The organism is Fluviicoccus sp. (genome assembly GCF_030646115.1).
Taxonomy (GTDB): domain Bacteria; phylum Pseudomonadota; class Gammaproteobacteria; order Pseudomonadales; family Moraxellaceae; genus Fluviicoccus.
This window is the reverse complement of the sequence record NZ_JAUSMX010000032.1, coordinates 1-17,778: the sequence shown is the minus strand read 5'-3', so window position 1 is coordinate 17,778 and position 17,778 is coordinate 1. Positions and strand designations below refer to the sequence as shown.

The following is a 17,778-nucleotide window of genomic DNA, read 5'->3' as shown; positions in this document are numbered from 1 at the left end:
TCTCCCGTTGGGGCGCATCGCATGCGCCCTCGTGAACGAACACCACCTTTTTGGGTCCGTAAATGACAGCCTGTTCGGCGACGAAGGGCGCATGCGATGCGCCCCAACGGATGTTATCGTCGCCCTTCCTACTCAGGTCGCCAGCGCCAAAATATCCTGCCCCGCCTGCGCCTGCCCGCCTTCCTTGCAGCCGATCCAGTGCACCGTCCCCGCCACGGGCGCGACCACCGGGAATTCCATCTTCATCGACTCCAGCACCACCAGCGTCTCCCCGGCCTGCACCGTATCGCCTTCCTTGACCATCACCTTCCACACCGACCCGGCCACCGGCGAGGCCACCAGCCGCGCGCCTTCCGGCAGGTCCAGTTCGCTGTCCGGCCCGGCCTCGGCGATCACCGCATCGCTCAGGTATTCGGCCTGCCCGGCGGCCTTCCAGCGGTCGCGCTCGGCCTCGAAGGAGGCCTGCTGCGTGGACTTAAAAGCCTCAATTTCGGCGGCATGCTCGGCCAGATAGGCGCGGTAATCCTTAAGGCGGAAGGTTTGCTCCTCCACCTTCAGCTTGAAGCGTCCGGCCGGGAAATCCTGCCGCAGTTGCAGCAACTCGGCCTCGCTGACCGGGTAGAAGCGGATCTGGTCGAAGAAGCGCAGCAGCCACGGCGTGCCGGCCTTGAAGTCTTCCGTCACCCGGTAGCGGTTCCACATCTGCACCGTGCGGCCGACAAACTGGTAGCCGCCCGGCCCTTCCATGCCGTAGACGCACATGTAGGCGCCGCCGATACCGACGGCATTTTCCGGGGTCCAAGTGCGGGCCGGGTTGTACTTGGTGGTGACCAGCCGGTGGCGCGGATCGACCGGCGTCGCCACCGGCGCGCCGAGGTAGACGTCGCCCAGCCCCAGCACCAGGTAGCTGGCGTCGAAGACGATCTTCTTCACCGCCTCGATGCTGTCCAGACCGTTGATGCGGCGGATGAATTCGATGTTGCTGGGGCACCACGGCGCGTCCGGGCGCACGGCGGTCATGTAGCGCTCGATGGCGAGGCGGGTGGCGGCGTCATCCCAGGACAGCGGCAGGTGGACGATGCGCGTCGGCACTTCCATGTCGTCCACCGCGCCCAGTTCATCCTCGGCCTGCGCCAACAATGCCAGCAGGCGGTCGCGCGGCAACATGGCCGGGTCGAAGTGAAACTGCAGCGAGCGGATGCCCGGCGTCAGGTCGAGCAGGCCGGGCACGCCCTGCGCCTTGATCCAGGTCATCAGCGCGTGCACGCGGAAGCGCAGTTCCAGGTCCAGCACTAGCGGGCCGTATTCCACCAGCAGGTAACGGTCGCCCGCCTGACGGTAGACCGCGCCGACGTGATCAGCGGAGGCTTCACGACTGGCGATCACAGGATCGCCGCGATACGGCTTCCCCGACAGAGATCGAACTTGTAACGACCCCTTCAATGTACGGACTTCTGACTCCAGCGCCGTCGCCATTGCTGTGGCCTGCTCCAGACTGACCGGATGGAAACGGATGCGGTCGCCCGGCCGCAGCTGGCCCATCTTCCACAGTTCGGCGTCGATGATCGTCACCGGGCAGACAAAACCGCCCAGGCTGGGGCCGTCCGGACCGAGGATGACCGGCATGTCGCCGGTGAAATCGACCGCGCCGATGGCATAGGCGTTGTCGTGGATGTTGGAGGGATGCAGTCCGGCTTCGCCGCCGTCCTTGCGCGCCCATTGCGGCTTGGGGCCGATCAGGCGCACGCCGGTGCGGCTGGAGTTGTAGTGGACTTCCCAGTCGGTGGCGAAGAAGGTGTCGATGTCCTCGGGGGTGAAGAAATCGGGTGCGCCGTGCGGGCCGTACATGACGCCAATGGTCCAGGTCTTGCCGTAGGCTGGCACCAGCGCCGTGTCCAGCGTGTGCGGCTTGCAGCCCGCGCCGTCATGCACGCGCAGCACGTCGCCGGTGCGCAGGGTGCGCCCGGCATGGCCGCCGAACTGGCCAAGGGTGAAGGTGGCGCAGCTGCCGAGGTACTCCGGCACATCCAGCCCGCCCGCCACCGCCAGGTAGGCGCGGCCGCCGCCGCCCTTGATCGCGCCCAGCGCCAGCACGCTGCCCGCCGTCACCGGGTGCGCCTGCCACAGCGCCACCGGCTTGCCGTCCAGCGTCGGCTGCATGTCGGCCCCGGTGACGGCGAAAATGGTGTCATGGCGGAAGCGCAGCACCGGGCCGCTGAGCGTGCATTCCAGCGCCGTCGCGCCTTCGGCGTTGCCCACCAGCCGGTTGGCCAGACGCAGCGCGAAGCTGTCCATCGGCCCGGAGGGCGGAACGCCGACATCCCAGTAACCCAGACGGCCCGGCCAGTCCTGCACCGTGCTCTGCACGCCCGGCTCCAGCACTTCCAGCGCGGCGGAGCGGTAGCGCAGCGTGTTCAGGTAACGGGTGGTCTGGCGGCCGTTGCCAAAGACGTCGTCGCCGATGATCTGGCGCAGGTAGGCGAGATTGGTTTCAATCCCGGCGATGGCGGTGTCGGCCAGCACGGCGGCCATCTTCGCCACGGCGGTGTCGCGGTCGGCGGCGGTGACGATCAGCTTCGCCACCATCGGGTCATAAAACGGCGAGACGCTGTTGCCCGCGCGCACCCAGGTTTCCACCCGAGCCAGCTCGGAAAAGCGCACCTGTGTCAGCAGGCCGGTGCAGGGCTGGAAGTCGCGGCCCGGATCTTCGGCGTAGAGACGCACCTGAATCGACGCGCCCTTCGGGGTCGGCTGCACCAGCGCCAACTCGCCCGCCGCGCAACGGATCATCCATTCCACCAGATCGACACCGGTCACTTCCTCGGTAACGCCGTGTTCCACCTGCAGGCGGGTATTCACCTCCAGGAAATAGAATTCGCCGCTGGCGGCGTCGAACACGAATTCCACCGTACCCGCCGAGCGATAGTTCACCGCCTTGCCGAGGCGCACCGAGGCCTCGAACAGCCGTGCGCGCTGCGCGTCGCTGAGATGCGGGGCCGGGGTTTCCTCGATCACCTTCTGGTTGCGGCGCTGCACCGAGCAGTCGCGTTCGCCCAAGGCAATGACGTCACCCTGCCCGTCTCCGAAAATCTGCACTTCGATATGCCGCGCCTGTTCCACGTACTTTTCGAGGAAGATGCCCGCTTCCTTGAAGTTGGCGCGCGCCAGCCGTTCCACCGAGGCATAGGCCTCGGCCAGCTCGCTTTCGCTCCAGATCAGCCGCATGCCGATGCCGCCGCCGCCCGCCGTGCTTTTCAGCATCACCGGGAAACCGATGCGGCGCGCTTCCGCCAGCGCCACGCCCGCGTCGGCCAGCAGCCCGGAACCGGGCAGCAAGGGCACCTCATGCGCCATCGCCAGCGCCCGCGCCTCGTGCTTGTAGCCGAAGGCGCGCATCTGCGCCGGGGTGGGGCCGATGAAGGCGATGCCCGCCGCCTCGCAGGCCTCGGCAAAATCGGGGTTCTCGGACAGGAAGCCGTAGCCGGGGTGGATCGCCTGCGCGCCGCAGGACTTGGCGACCTCCAGGATCTTGTCCGCCAGCAGGTAGCTGGACGCGGCCGGGCCTTCGCCGATGCAGAAGGCTTCGTCGGCCTGCTCGACATGCAGCGACTCGGCGTCGGCGTCGGTATACACCGCCACCGAGGCGATGCCCATGGCGCGCAGGGTGCGGATGATGCGGCAGGCAATGGCGCCGCGGTTGGCAATCAGGACTTTGCTGAACATCGTTTCCTCATCGGCAGGCCGTCCCGCCAAGGGTTGCTGCGTCGCCGGGCCGTCCCGGTCGAATGGTTCATGTCGCTTTTACGCCCTCCTACAACGTAGGGGGGCTGCCCGCAGGGCTGGGGGGTCACGGCTGTCCGCTGAACACAGCTCATGTTGCAGAGGACCTGTTCGGGCCACTTTCCGCAACCCCCCTGTCACTGCGTGACATCCCCCCTGTTCCACAGGAGGGAAAGATTCTGGCTCACGCCGCCCACACCACCATTTCCACCGGCGTCGGGTTGTAGGCGTTGCACGGGTTGTTGAGCTGCGGGCAGTTCGACACCAGCACCAGCACGTCGCGGGCGGCGGTCATTTCCACGTACTTGCCCGGCTCGGAAATGCCGTCGGCGAAGCTCAGGCCGCCTTCCGGCGTCACCGGCACGTTCATGAAGAAATTGACGTTGTGGCCGAGGTCACGCTTGCTCAGGCCCAGTTCCTCGTGCTCCGCCAGCGCCAGCAGGAAGCTGTCGCGGCAGCTGTGCATGTAGCGCTTCTCCAGCGCGTAGCGCACCTGGTTGCTCTCGGCGGCGCAGGCCCCGCCCAGCGTGTCGTGGCGGCCGCAGGTGTCGGCGGTGATTTCCACCAGCACGTTACCGTTCTGCGACAACAGCTTGGAGCCGCAGGTCAGGTAGACATTGCCCTGCGTGCGCAGCGTGTCGACGGCGCTGTAGCGGTCATGCGGGTCGGAGGCGTCGAAGAACAGTGTGTCCACCGCCTGATTGCCTTCCAGGTCGACAATGCGCAGCGTCTCCCCGGCCTTCAGGGTGTAAATCCAGTAATCGCCGGCGCGCACCACCTCGCGGTGTCGGGCGATGGCGGGATCACGGTCGCTTTCGCGGATGCAGAAACCTTTAGTCATCACCGTCTCCTCAATGGCCATGCTGGCAGAAGCAGCGGGCGGTCAGCGCCAGCCCGCGCGCGTTTTCGGGGCGGGACAGGCGGCAGACATCGTCCTCGCCCGCCAACCCGCAGTCCCAGACCTGCGCCTGCACATCCACCGGCGCATACACCGGGTTGGGGTCCAGCGGATGCGGAATCACCGCCAGCACCACCAGCACATTGGCGTCGGCGCGCAGGTCCACCGTGCTGCCCGCCGGGGCGTGGGTGTGGTCGAAGCCCATGTTGCCGTCGGCGTCGATGCTGATCTTGCTGAAAACATTGAGGTTGGCCACCAGATCGCGGCGGCCCAGCCCGTGCTTGCCCAGTTCCACCAGCAGCAGGTCGCGGCCGTTGCGCCGCCAGTCGTTGCGCAGGCTCTGGTAATCGCCCTCGCCGTGCTTCGCCGTCACCGACGCCCGGTCGCTGACGCCGCCGACGGTGTCGATCCAGCCGGTGCTGTCACCGATCACCGACATCAGCGCGTGGCCCATGTCGGAATAGCAGATGTGGCCGGTGGTGAGGCGGAAGGTGTGCTGGCACTTCAGCGTGTCGGGCATGTTGTAGCGGTCCAGCAACTGGTCGGCGTTGAACAGCAGCACCGCCACGTTGGCGCCGTCGCCCAGCGCGGTCAGGCGCAGCGCATTGCCGCGCTTCACCACCAGCGACCAGCTCATGCCGCCGCGCAAACGCTCGTCGCGCACCACCCGGTCTTCGGCAAAACGGTGACTCATGATCGTTCCTCCAGCATTTCGGCCCCGCGTGACAGCGGCGCCAGCGTCCGCACTTCGGCGGACAGTTCGTTGAAGCCCTGACGGTCACGGCGGCGCACCGGCAGGTCGTAGGTGATGGTGGCGCCGTAGGCGTCCGGGGCCTGCGGATCAACGCGCACGCGGTCGAACACCAGCAGCCGGGTGCCCAGCGCGAAACCTTCCTTGAGGTCATGGGTGACCATGAACACGGTGAAGCGGTGCTTCTCCCACAGGCCGCGCATCAGCTCGTGCATGTCGGCGCGGATGCCGGGATCGAGCGCGCCGAAGGGTTCGTCCAGCAGCAGGATTTCCGGCTCACGGATCAGCGACTGCGCCAGCGCCAGCCGCTGCTGCATGCCGCCGGAAATCTCGTGCGGGTAAAGGTTGCGCGCCTGCGCCAGCCCCACCGATTCCAGCATCGCCATCGCCCGCTCATCGGCCTCCTTCTTCGCACTGCCAAACAGCCGCGCCAGCAGCGGCGACTGGCGGAACTCCAGCGCCACCCGCACGTTCTGCAAGGCGGTGAGGTGCGGAAACACTGAATAGCGCTGGAAGACCACGCCGCGATCTGCATCCGGCTCGCTCGGCCATTCCTTCCCGTTCAGCAGCAGGCGGCCGCGCGTCGGCTGTTCTTCCGCCAGCAACAAGCGGAAGAAGGTGGACTTGCCGCACCCCGACGCCCCGACAATGCTGACGAATTCGCCCTTCGCCACATCCAGCGTCAGGTTCTCCAGCACCGGCTTCTGGCCGTAGTGCTTCCACAGGTGTTTCATCGAAATGAAGCTCATGCGCCCTCCTTGGCCATGCGGCCGCCCAGCCACGGAAACGCGGCGCGATTGGTGTAGTAGAGGGCGCGGTCCATCACGAAGGCCAGCAGCGTGATCCAGAACACGTAGGGCAGAATGATGTCCATGGCCAGGAAACGGCGCACAAGGAAGATGCGGTAGCCGAGGCCCTGCTCCGCCGCCACCGCTTCCGCCGAGATCAGGAACAGCCAAGCGGAACCGAGCGACAGGCGGACGCTGTCAATCAGACGCGGCAGCACTTGCGGCAGCACCACGCGCAGCGCGATCTGCCAGCTGGACGCGCCCAGCGACTGCGCCTTGATCATCATCTCGGCGGGAATCTCGCGAATGCGGCCTTGCAGGTCGCGGATCAGGAACGGCGCGATGCCGATGACGATCAACATCACCTTCGACAGTTCATCCAGCCCGAAGATGACAAAGAGAATGGGCAGGATCGCCATCGGCGGCACCAGCGACACGGCGGTGACCAGCGGCGAGGCGACGGCGCGCACATAAGGCAGCATGCCGTTGAGCATGCCGAACAACAGCCCCGCCAGCGTACAGACGCCCATGGCGATGCCGATGCGCTGCAGGCTGGCGGCGGTATCGGCCCAGAGGATGACCTGACCGGTGCGCGGGTCTTCATCGACGGCGATCATCTTGATCCCGTCCACCAGTTGCATGGCGGAGGGCAGCAGGCGGTCGTCCGGGTTTTCCAGCAGGCGCGCGTCGGAGTGGCTGATATAGATCATGCCAATGATGAAGAAAGGGATGAGGCCGAGCAGCAGCGCCGTCAGCCACGACGGACGCCGGTTGATGAGACGCTTCATGGGCGCCTCCCGGCCCGTAACGGGCAAGGCAATTCAGGATGGGTCATGGACGGACCTCCGGGTCAACACGGCAAAAAGGCGACAGGAGACGCTGCGTGATCTCCCGGGCTTTTATCCCTCCGTGTCACCCCCGCGCGGGAGGTCGGCAACTCTCGGACCAGCCATCCGCCACGCGGACCGGAACCCTAGTTACCCGTTCAGGGCGATAAGCGCCCCTGTCGTATGGTTTCACAAATGCAGGATGCGTGCCATGGGGGGAAAGGGGGAATTCGGGGGAATAACGCCCGGCTATGCAGCAAGCCGGGGGTGACGTGCGCGATTTTGGGGCAAACATCCCCCTCTCCCCTTGTGGGAGAGGGCCGGGGAGAGGGGTGCGGAACGTCGCCCGGACACACCGTCAACTCCAGCGCCACCGCCGTACCCCTCTCCCGGCGCTGCGCGCCACCCTCTCCCACAAGGGGAGAGGGGATGAAGCGCGCACCTTCAAGGGTTGACCTCCCGCCCCCGCTGGAACACAATTTGCACCAATACCCCAGATACCTCCACCCCGCCCGGGACGACCCGGTCGCGGCGCAACACCGCGGGACGGCCCGCACCGGATGCATCATGGGAATCTTCCGTTATTCCGACGGCGTTCTGCCGAATACCCTCGCCTTTTCCTACGCCATCGGCGGTTACCTGACCGGCTTCTGGCTGATCATGCAACCCAGCCTGTGGCTGAACCTGCCCGGCGTGCTGCTGCTGGGACACAGCATGGTCATTGCCGCCTACCTGCTGCACGAGTGCGCGCACAACACCGTCTTCCGCGACAACGCCGTCAACGCCCGTGTCGGTTCGCTGTTGAACTGGATCGTGGGCAGCAGCTACAACAGCTACGAAATCCTGCGCCGCAAGCATTTCCGCCATCATGTCGACCGCGCCGACGTGGTCGCCTTCGACTTCCGCCCGCAACTGGCGCGCTACCCGCGCGTGGTGAAGCTGATCGAGGCGCTGGAATGGGCCTACATTCCCGCCGCCGACCTGTTCATGCACGCCATGATCCTGGTGGTGCCCTTCACCCTGCCCAGCCGCCGCACGGAACGGGCGCGGGTGTTGTGGGTGCTGGCGGTGCGCGCCTCGGTGTTCGCACTGATTGCTTGGCACGCGCCGCGCGTGCTGCTGTTCTACCCGCTGGCGTGGATGCTGATGCTGCATGTGCTGCGCTTCATGGACGCTTTCCAGCACACCTTCACCTTGTTCGACACGCTGGAACAAGGGCCTATCGCCAACCCGGCCAAGTACGACGCGGCCTTTGAATTCCGCAACACCTTCACCAACATTCATTCGGTGAAGTATCCGTGGCTGAACCTGTTCACGCTGAATTTCGGCTACCACAACGCCCATCACGAAAAACCCGCCGAACCCTGGCACCGCCTGCCCGCGCTGCACGCGCAACTCTACAGCGACCACTGTTCGCAGCTGCTGCCCTTCGCCAACCTGCTGAGCGCCTATCACCGTTACCGCACGCAACGGCTGCTCAACGACGACCCCGCCGAACTGGATGTACTCTCCGACCGGGGCCGCACCTTTATCGGGGTGGACGGCGTGTCCTTCCTGACCGGCCATTGAGGAGAGCACCATGCAACTGCGCGGCTACCGCACCTACTGGGGCTCCACCGGCATGCCCTGGGCCGAATTCGCTGCCGAGGCGAAAGCCGACGGCTATGACGGGCTGGAAGTACCGATTCCGGCCGATGCCGCCGGACAGCTGGCCCTGCGCACGGCCCTGGACGAACACGGCTTCGACCTGATCGCCGAGATCTGCACCGCCGGCAGCTATGTGCCCGAGCGGCGCGCCACCCCGGCGCAGCATCTGGAGTCACTGGCGCGGCAGCTGGAGATCATCCACCGCTTTGGCGCAACGAAGATCAACTGCATGGCCGGGTGCGACGCCTGGCCGTTGTCCAAGTCGGTGGATTTCTTCGGCCTCGCCATTGAGCGGGTACGGGAGAGCGGCATCCCCATCAGTTTTGAAACCCACCGCTCGCGCACGCTGTTCAACCCCTGGGTGGCGCGCGATCTGGTGCAGGCGCTACCGGACCTCTACCTGACCTGCGACTTCAGCCACTGGTGCGTGGTGTGCGAGCGGCTGATCGACACCGAATTCGATGTGCTGGAAATCCTGGCTCCGCGCGCCCGGCACATTCACGGCCGCGTCGGCTATGACCAGGGACCGCAGGTGCCCCACCCCGCCGCGCCAGAGTTTGCTGATGCCCTCGCCGCGCATCAGCGCTGGTGGGAATTGTGCTGGCTAGCGATGCAGGACGCCGGTCTGACGCAGTGCACGCTGACGCCGGAATTCGGCCCGGACGGTTATCTGCACCGCCTGCCCTTCACCGACCAGCCGGTGGCCGACCTGCGCCAGATCAACCGCTGGATGCTGGATACCGAACGGGCGCATTTCGACCGCTGGCGCGCCGGTCAGCGCACGGGCCTGGGCTTATGAATCCCGGTTTCCCGACCGGGGTGCTGTTTGTTTCTTCGCTGCTGTGGGGCCTCAGCTGGTGGCCGATGAAGCAATTGGCCGCGCAGGGGCTGGACGGCATCGCGCTGATTGCGGTGGCCTACGGCAGCATTGGCCTGCTGGCGTTGCCGGTGCTGTGGCGTCAGCGTCGGCAATGGCGGTCGCAGGCGTGGCCGTTGCTGCTGATCATGATCATTGGCGGCACGGCCAATTTCTCCTTTGCCACGGCGCTGACGGTGGGGGAAGTGATCCGGGTGATGGCGTTGTTTTACCTGCTGCCGGTGTGGGGGGTGCTGGGCGGGCGGGTGTTTCTGGGGGAGCGGCTGACGGTGGCGCGGGTGTTGTCGGTGGGGCTAGCGTTGGGCGGGGCTTTTCTGTTGCTGGGGGGTACGGCGTTGCTGGCGGCGCCGCCGAGCGTGATCGATCTGGTGGCGATTTTGTCGGGCTTTGCTTTTGCGATGAATAATCTGGCGTTCCGGGCGTTTGATACGTTGCCGGTGGCGAGCAAGGTGGGGGCGATGTTTTGCGGGTGCGGGGTGTTTGCGCTGGCGGGGCTGGGGTTGGGGTTTCAGGATTTTCCGGGGGTGAGTGCGGGGACGTTGGCTGGGGGGGTGCTGTTCGGGGTTGGGGGGTTGCTGGTGGCGACGTCGGCGACGCAGTGGGCGGTGACGAAGCTGGAGGCGGGTCGGTCGTCGATTATTATGGTGATGGAGTTGGTGGGGGCGGTGGTGAGTGCGGCGGTGATTGCGGGGGAACGGTTGGAGGGGTGGGAGTTGGTGGGTGGGGGGATGATTTTGTTGGCGACGGTGGTGGAGGGGGTGGGGTCCAAAAGTGTTCAAGAAGATTAATTGACGAAGATCGAATATGATGTTAGCGTTAATTAATTTATTAAAATCAACAACCAAACCAAATGGATGGCTATGTTTACACGCACCTTTAAAAAAGGCCCATTCGAATTTAAAAGAATAAATAATGACTCCCCTCTTTATGTTCGCATTTTATCCGAAAAGATAGGGGCCATAAAATTTCTCCCGGACTTCTCAGAAGATAAAGGGGTTTTTATTCTTACTGATTTTGGCGGAGAACATAAAGAGGCCAGTTTTTCTACCTATTCATTTCTTATATGCTCAGCCGACAAACGCTACGTCTTCGAAGACGCCATGATTTCTATTAGAAAGAAGCATAATCTGATAAGCCCCTGGAAAGAATTAGCCTACAAAGATCTTCGCTATGGCCCTATAAAAATGGCACTGGATGATATTCTGGATGCCGCAAACAATCTTATTCACGGATTACTTTTCACTATTTCCATCGACAGAAGAATTGATACACTATTTGGTCCGGACAAGAAGTCAGCCCATGCACAAATAGTTGATCTACTCAAAGAAAATAACCTAGGCATCTGGAAGGGGAATGAGGCTGAAAAGCTCTTAAGAGTCTGTTACCCCGTAGGAATATTGTTATCCATTTTGACAAGAAGCGAGCAAAAAATTCTATGGATTTGTGATAACGACTCAATAAACCAAAATGGAAAATCAAGAAATTTCTCTCATACTCAAAAATTAACTTCGCAAATAGTTGCAATGCTGAGCGACAATCAATATGAAATATTTGGTTTTGCACGTCCATTCAAAAATGATACAGGCACTAGCGACCTATTAAGCATAACAGATTTTTCCTCCGGGGTAATTCAAGAAATTCTTCATACTGAATTTTTCGACTCCGACCTTCAGGTTTCAGAGGAAAAAGCGAAAATTGGAAGGTGGATGGGCTCCAAAAGTCACTTTCTAGCCAAACACAATATAGCAATTATGAAAGGCGACTATGACAACCTTGAAATAAGAACCATTGAGCTACAAGAAAAACCACCGTGACCCAAAATAAAATTAAAAAAAGCGATCTCAATTGAGATCGCTTTATAGGTGAGGAGTTACACCGTTCGCCACTAGACCCGCCGTTACCGCTGAAATAGCGCTACACATTGAACCAAGACCTGCAAACATGACTACTGAATTTGAATTACAAACCATATGAGTACCTCCGAAAATTAAATTTAACATGGGGATTAAAACATCTTGCACAGAACTAAACGCGCAAAAAATCACACAAATTAAAAAAAACACGGCGGACTTCAGTAGCGACGGATTCGAACCGCCCACACCTCCTAAGACAGTTTATCCGACTTATTATACAACTCAAATCAATTCAGTCAACCATCAATTCTACTAGCGATTCAATATACAACAAAACTACAACACTTCTAAAAAATAGGGCTCAAAGGAATTAAAAACAGGATCAGACTCGATTTCCAAGCCTGTAACCGTTCCGTGCAACTGAAGCAGTTCATAGCTTGTTTCCAGGCCCAAAGCCTCGCTCGGCACCCAAAAAACAACCCAAAAGCCCCCCCGCATTATGAAACCATCATCATCCAGGCAACCGAAACCACAAATAAAACAACGAATCCCACCAGACTGACCCCCGTTGCACTCCCGCCGGACTGACAGACATACCCCAAAGAATCCTCGATATATTCCTTCTCGAATTGGTAGTGCTTCATCAAACGTACCATGCTCAGCGTGTAGGCCACGGGAAGCGCAATACCCGGAAAGCGGTCCGGCAGGAATGGCAGGACACCAACCATAGCCAGACAACAAACTCCCCCAATAACAAGCGTGGATTTCGCCAGATCCGGCTCATTTATCGCCTCAAAATTCAGGTAAAGCATGTAAATACCAACCAAAGGCCCGCCCAGAAACGTACCCATACCCGCTTGCCGGGACGTATACAACCCGACATCTCCCGTATTGGCGGACCCGGTGGTCTGCGGCGGTTGGCTGGGGCGATTATCAGTGCCCGTGCGGTTCGTGCTGAGCAGCAGGACCACGACCGCGATCACTCCCAGCACAAAAACCAGCACCCACCCGTAATTCCCAGCCTTGCTCTTCTTGTGTTCAGCCGCCTGTCTGGCCTGCTCCCGCTGCACGGACTCCATGGCTTTTGCCAGGTTGCTACGGGCTTCATCTCCCATCTCCATACTTCGCCGGATATCGGGAGGAAGGCCCTCATAGGGGCTTCTGGCCGGCCGCGGGGGGATAACCTCTCTCGCGACTGGCGTGGGCATGGCCGCCTGCCGGTCATTTGGCAAGCGGATGCCCTTTGCCGCGGCCTTTTCGTACCAGTAGCGGGCCTGGCCTGAATCAGGCCGCGTACCAAGACCCCGTTCATATTGAAAACCGAGGTTCGCCTGGGCATCGGCCTCCCCGGCCTGAGCCGCCAACTGGAACCACTTGAAGGACTCGTGGTAGTCCTTAGTCGTTCCCCACCCCTTGAAATAGATCATGCCCAGCAGGGTGTAGGCCCGGACCTCACCGGCATTCGCCGCCTCCCGGAGCAAGGGTAATGCCTCGGCATAGTGATGGTTATCATAGAGGTGCTGCCCCCGCTCAATCACGGTCCCGCTGGTCGTGTCATCTACGGGGGGAGCAAGGTCAGTGCTGGCAGAAAGCGTCTCCCGTTTCTCGGTCACCGGCGCCGGGGCATAGATCCGGCCCTCCTGCGACTGGCCGCAGGGCTGGTCCGAAAACGAGATCTTGCCTGCCGCGTCTGTACAGCGATAAGCCTCCCCCGACCATGCCATGACCGGCAATAACAGCAATCCTAACCACACCCCGGCCCTGGTCATCCCCAACCCTCGTGAAAACGGTCAATATCAGTATTCCGTGCAGTCGCAAGGCGCTGCTGGTTATCTGCGTATAGAGCTGACCATCCTGCAGTGTCAATCCCTTAGAGAAAACTGGGTCAGAGCAATATTCCCAATTCTCAGCAGCTCCCCCAGCAGGGGCAGGTCCGCCAGGATCTCCAACCGCCAGCTGCCGGGGCTGTGCAGCACCACATTCCGGGCCGGGGCCTCATGGCGGGCGGCCTGTGCCCGCTTGACAGGAACCCGTGTCAAGGCGAGTCGTGGCGACGGGGAAGCCTGATCGGTTCGTGCGGATTCAGGATGTAGTCAAAATCGGCTGAGAAGCCCCACGGCAAAGCATGTTTTTTCAACGTCGTTGCGACGGGTGTTTTACCTGAACATCTTTTCGACCAATCGGCGTCTTTTTTGGTGAAGGGTCTTCAACATCATAAGATCCAAATACTTTTTGCACCAAGCGCGTATCTGGTAACACATAAACGATTCCATAGGTTCCAGTGAATGTTGGACTGACAACCCTGTCGTAAAACTTGACTGGCACGTTAATACAGCCATATGAAATCCGCCGCTCCAAAGGGTTGGTGGATTCCAATCGCTGTAGACGACGCTCCTTAAGCGATGAGGTGATCACCCGATGTAATGAAATTGCACCCGGATAATCGACCCACAAAACTTCTTTACCAAGTAGATTACGACCCAAAGTGGCAACGAAGCGACCAGCAGGTGTGGTACGTTGTTCTGGTTTTATATTGGCCAAAGACATGTTGCCAATCCCGGGGATTGCGTAGTCACCTAGCGCCAAGCCAAGTAGTGCAGGTGCTGAGCCAATCAGCTTTCCTTCAGCATTAAACACAAAAACTCTAGCTGCCTTTTTATCAATAATCACGAAAGGCAGGTGTTGGTTATCATTTGAATCGACAACCCAATCCGCCAAATACTTAGAGGCTTCCGACACAATTTCCTGTTTAAAATTAGCGCGTTTAGGGTTGATGATCGATACAATTGGTGTTTTAACAGGGGTGATCTGCTTTAGTTTGGTCGGCGATAAGTCTGATGCTACTACAAAAAATTTAGGGCTGATGATCGATACATTTAGTGCTTTAAAAGGGGTGATCTGCTTTAGTTTGGTAGGCGGCAAGTCTGATGCTACTACAAAAAAAGGAGCATTCTCGGCAGCTATGGCCAGACCCGTAACAGAGCCACACAATATCAGGCCGAGAAAAAACATTCGAGCTTTAGCAGTCGACTGTTTGGCTTTGATGACCGTTACAGATGGCAACGTCTCTGCAAAGTTTACCACCTTGTTTTTTTCAATTTCTTTCATTGAGTCGCCCTATGAACACCAATCCTGGATCAGTAGTTTATTTCAGCGAATGAAGGAACCGATTGGCTGAGTATTCGAGTTGCCATACACAAAAACCAGCCAATCGTTAATGCTCATAAAAAGCAGCCTGATCTGAAGGGTCAATAACGCTTAGTTGCGATCCTGTTTAGGTGGCATCACAGGAAACTCAACCGGAGGTGCTTGAACGACCAACAACTCTACAGGGGGTACGGCCGGCGGTAATACCGTTAGTAGCGGCGATGACGGCTCCAAGATTGTGCGTACATCATCTGTTGGTTCGGGTTGAACGACCGGGAACGGTAGAGTCACAACAGTGCCTGTTGGTGCAGGAGCTCCTGCTGGACCGGTAGGCCCTGCTGGTCCTGTAGCGCCGGTTGCCCCTGTAGCACCGGTTGCTCCGTCTACACCATTGGTACCTGCGGTACCAGTCGCGCCCGTGTTACCTGTCGCCCCTGTATTGCCAGTTGCGCCTGTAGCTCCGATCGCGCCATCGACACCGTTTGTACCATCGACACCATTTGCTCCCGTAGCGCCAGTTGCCCCTGTAGCGCCGGTTGCTCCGTCTACACCATTGGTACCTGCGGTTCCGGTCGCGCCCGTGTTACCTGTCGCCCCCGTAGCACCGGTTGCTCCGTCTACACCATTGGTACCTGCGGTACCGGTCGCGCCCGTGTTACCTGTCGCCCCTGTAGCGCCGGTTGCTCCGTCCACACCATTGGTACCTGCGGTACCGGTTGCTCCCGTAGCGCCAGTTGCTCCTGTAGCACCAGTTGCGCCGTCTACACCATTGGTACCTGCGGTACCGGTCGCGCCTGTGTTACCTGTAGCCCCCGTAGCGCCGGTTGCTCCATCCACTCCATTGGTACCTGCAGGGCCAGTTGCTCCCGTAGCGCCAGTTGCCCCTGTAGCACCAGTTGCCCCTCCGGCTGCCCCATCTACACCATTTGTACCTGCAGGGCCAGTTGCTCCCGTAGGCCCTACGGGGCCGGTTGCCCCGGTTGCCCCATCTACACCATTTGTACCTGCCGTGCCAGTTGCCCCTGTTGCGCCAGTTGCTCCCGTAGCGCCATCGACACCATTAGTACCTGCAGCGCCGGTTGCTCCCGTGTTACCTGTAGCCCCCGTAGCGCCGGTTGCTCCGTCCACACCATTGGTACCTGCGGTACCGGTCGCGCCCGTGTTACCCGTAGCCCCCGTAGCCCCCGTTGCTCCGTCTACACCATTGGTACCTGCGGTACCGGTCGCACCTGTAGCGCCATTTGTACCGTTTGTACCATCCACACCGTTTGCGCCGGTTGCTCCCGTAGGTCCTACGGGGCCGGGTATAAACAGCAACGTGAATTGTGTGAGTGTGGCGCCACCGGTCAAGGTGAAGTTGCCCGCATAATTGGTCGTTATTCCAATTGGATTAAAAATCCTGACGGCCGCATTTGGCCCTGTGACGGCAGCGACCGGGGTGCCAGGAGCGAAAATGACGCCACCGCCGCTAATCGCGTCATTACCTGCGTTCAGCGTCAAAACACCCCTGGTCGTGGTCAGGGCCGCGCCTTGGATGTTGACATTACGTCCTGCGTTTGCGGTGAGGTTGCCGTCTGTCGTGGTCGTGGCGGTGAGCGGGTGGGCGACATCTCTCACGATATTGACATCGCGAAAGGCTGTTGAGCTAAAGTTTCCGGTGGTGGTGGTCACGGCCGCATTTTGATTGACGTCTCGTCCCGCAATCACCACAAAGTTGCCACCTGTTGAGGTGACAGCCTCATTGATATTCACGTCTCGCAGGGCATTCAAGGTCAACGTGGTGGGAACAGGGGTCGGCGTCCATGTGATCGCATCATTGACAAAGATGTCGCCGTTACCTGCCACGGCTCCTTGAGTACTCAGAATCGTAATGCTGGAGTTCACCAACTGGGCACTCAGGGTGGGGCCCGAAATATCGCCAGTACCCGAAATCGTGAAGTCTTGCGGATCAATCAGCCAATGACCGGTCAATCCACTCGGTGCAGCCGTGGTGATTCTGGCGTCATTCGAGATGTTGACATGTGCTGCTGAGGTTTCGATAAAGCCGCCATTACCGCCATTCGGTGCGGAAGCGTCCAGGACGCCGGTCACATTGACGCTACCGTTATTCATATCTCCGAGCAGTTTGATGGCGCCATCGATATTCTGAATGGTCTGCGCCCGAACCACGCCCGTATTATTGACGGCGTTGGCCAGCAGATTGCCTGCAGTCTGCGTGGTCATCAGCACGCGGCCGCCATCGGCCTGAATCAGTCCGCCATTTTCGACCAAGGCGTTGATCATGCCTTGATCAATCACGATACTGAGTAGTTGATCGCCCGCCACATCCAGTGTCATCGCCCGTCCAGCGGCCAGCACCACGCTGCCAAGCTTCGCCGCAATCACGCCCTGGTTACTGACGTTCGCGCCTAACAGCGCAACAAAGCCACCCTCGGTCGTGGTAATCGCGCCTTGGTTCAGCACCGTACCCGTCGTTGCGCCAGTTAAGTGATAGTCACTTGCCATAAAAGCGGCATCGGTCATATTCAGTGTCGATGCGACAAGGCTGCCGACATTGACGGATGCCGTTGGGCCAAATAACACACCATTGGGATTGATCAGGAATACCTTACCGTTGGCTGACAGGCTGCCCATGATATTTGAGGCATCTGAACTGAGAACACGGTTCAGTGCCACCGAACTACTGTTGGGCTGTACAAAATTAACCGATTCACCCGTATTAATATTGAAGCTTTGCCAGTTAATGGCCACATTCTGTGAGCTTTGATTGATGGTGGTATTGCCCGGCGCACCGCCAATCTGAGCACTGCCTGCGGACACCACACCACCCACGGGTAGGGCATACACCATACTGCTGCCGCTGACCATGAGTAATGACACGGCTAGGGTTTTTAAGGCAAAACCGAAACGGCGAGTGTTCATCGGTTTGCACAACGACGACTTTTTACCCGCGCCGCGAGCATTCTCAGCGACGGCGATAAAAGTGCCTGTCCTCAGATTCCAAATCGATTTGTAGATGTGGTTCATGATGTTAGTCCTGTATCCAACAAGTTGTGAGTTGAATGGATATTGCTTGCTGCTTGATTCAGAAGCTTAAAAGCACTTGACCAGCCTCACCCAGAAGCGACCGCTTGACTCGGGTGCTGAGGTCACGTCTTCACTACCCAATTTTTGCGCGTAAGCAAGTTTCACCTCAAAATTGTTATAATC

12 protein-coding genes and 1 riboswitch are annotated in these 17,778 nt (G+C 60.0%); of the genes, 4 read left to right on the top strand and 8 right to left on the bottom strand.

Annotated features, from left to right (window positions below; genetic code table 11):
- Positions 1-132 precede the first annotated feature (132 nt).
- The 5 genes from uca to Q7T36_RS17240 form a co-directional block, all read right to left on the bottom strand.
- Positions 133-3,723: an urea carboxylase gene (uca, locus tag Q7T36_RS17260; protein ID WP_304851711.1), complete on the bottom strand. Its 3,591-nt coding sequence runs from the start codon at positions 3,721-3,723 to the stop codon at positions 133-135.
- Between the two features lie 241 nt (positions 3,724-3,964).
- Complete coding sequence (locus Q7T36_RS17255; protein ID WP_304851707.1) at positions 3,965-4,621, bottom strand: urea amidolyase associated protein UAAP2; 657 nt, start codon at positions 4,619-4,621, stop codon at positions 3,965-3,967.
- A 10-nt stretch (positions 4,622-4,631) separates the two neighbouring features.
- Positions 4,632-5,372, bottom strand: coding sequence for an urea amidolyase associated protein UAAP1 (locus tag Q7T36_RS17250; protein WP_304851704.1), 741 nt, complete (start codon positions 5,370-5,372; stop codon positions 4,632-4,634).
- Positions 5,369-6,178, bottom strand: coding sequence for an ABC transporter ATP-binding protein (locus Q7T36_RS17245; protein ID WP_304851701.1), 810 nt, complete (start codon positions 6,176-6,178; stop codon positions 5,369-5,371). The genes Q7T36_RS17250 and Q7T36_RS17245 overlap by 4 nt, the downstream gene beginning before the upstream one ends.
- Entirely contained in the window at positions 6,175-7,005 is an 831-nt protein-coding gene (locus Q7T36_RS17240) for an ABC transporter permease (RefSeq protein WP_304851698.1), read from the bottom strand. Before Q7T36_RS17240 ends, Q7T36_RS17245 begins: the two co-directional genes overlap by 4 nt.
- A 98-nt stretch (positions 7,006-7,103) precedes the next feature.
- A riboswitch (guanidine-I (ykkC/yxkD leader) is annotated at positions 7,104-7,205 on the bottom strand.
- Positions 7,206-7,611: 406 nt separating this feature from the next.
- Between Q7T36_RS17240 and Q7T36_RS17235 the strand changes: the two genes are divergently transcribed.
- The 4 genes from Q7T36_RS17235 (at position 7,612) to Q7T36_RS17220 (ending at position 11,382) form a co-directional block, all read left to right on the top strand.
- Positions 7,612-8,613, top strand: a complete 1,002-nt coding sequence (locus tag Q7T36_RS17235; RefSeq protein ID WP_304851695.1) for a fatty acid desaturase — start codon at positions 7,612-7,614, stop codon at positions 8,611-8,613.
- A 10-nt stretch (positions 8,614-8,623) separates the two neighbouring features.
- Positions 8,624-9,490, top strand: coding sequence for a sugar phosphate isomerase/epimerase (locus Q7T36_RS17230; RefSeq protein WP_304851692.1), 867 nt, complete (start codon positions 8,624-8,626; stop codon positions 9,488-9,490).
- Positions 9,487-10,356, top strand: coding sequence for a DMT family transporter (locus Q7T36_RS17225; RefSeq protein ID WP_304851689.1), 870 nt, complete (start codon positions 9,487-9,489; stop codon positions 10,354-10,356). The genes Q7T36_RS17230 and Q7T36_RS17225 overlap by 4 nt, the downstream gene beginning before the upstream one ends.
- Positions 10,357-10,428: 72 nt before the next feature.
- Positions 10,429-11,382, top strand: a complete 954-nt coding sequence (locus tag Q7T36_RS17220; protein WP_304851686.1) for a hypothetical protein — start codon at positions 10,429-10,431, stop codon at positions 11,380-11,382.
- A 536-nt stretch (positions 11,383-11,918) separates the two neighbouring features.
- Here Q7T36_RS17220 and Q7T36_RS17215 read toward each other — a convergent pair.
- The 3 genes from Q7T36_RS17215 to Q7T36_RS17205 all read right to left on the bottom strand — a co-directional run bounded on the left by Q7T36_RS17215 (position 11,919) and on the right by Q7T36_RS17205 (position 17,595).
- Positions 11,919-13,190 carry a DUF4124 domain-containing protein gene (locus Q7T36_RS17215; RefSeq protein ID WP_304851683.1) on the bottom strand — a complete coding sequence of 424 codons (1,272 nt, stop codon included), beginning with the start codon at positions 13,188-13,190 and terminating at the stop codon, positions 11,919-11,921.
- Positions 13,191-13,554: 364 nt separating this feature from the next.
- Positions 13,555-14,529 (bottom strand): L,D-transpeptidase, encoded by a 975-nt coding sequence (locus tag Q7T36_RS17210; protein WP_304851680.1) that lies wholly within the window; start codon positions 14,527-14,529, stop codon positions 13,555-13,557.
- Positions 14,530-14,679: 150 nt separating this feature from the next.
- On the bottom strand, positions 14,680-17,595 hold the full coding sequence (locus Q7T36_RS17205; protein ID WP_304851677.1) for a filamentous hemagglutinin N-terminal domain-containing protein: 2,916 nt from the start codon (positions 17,593-17,595) through the stop codon (positions 14,680-14,682).
- Positions 17,596-17,778 lie beyond the last annotated feature (183 nt).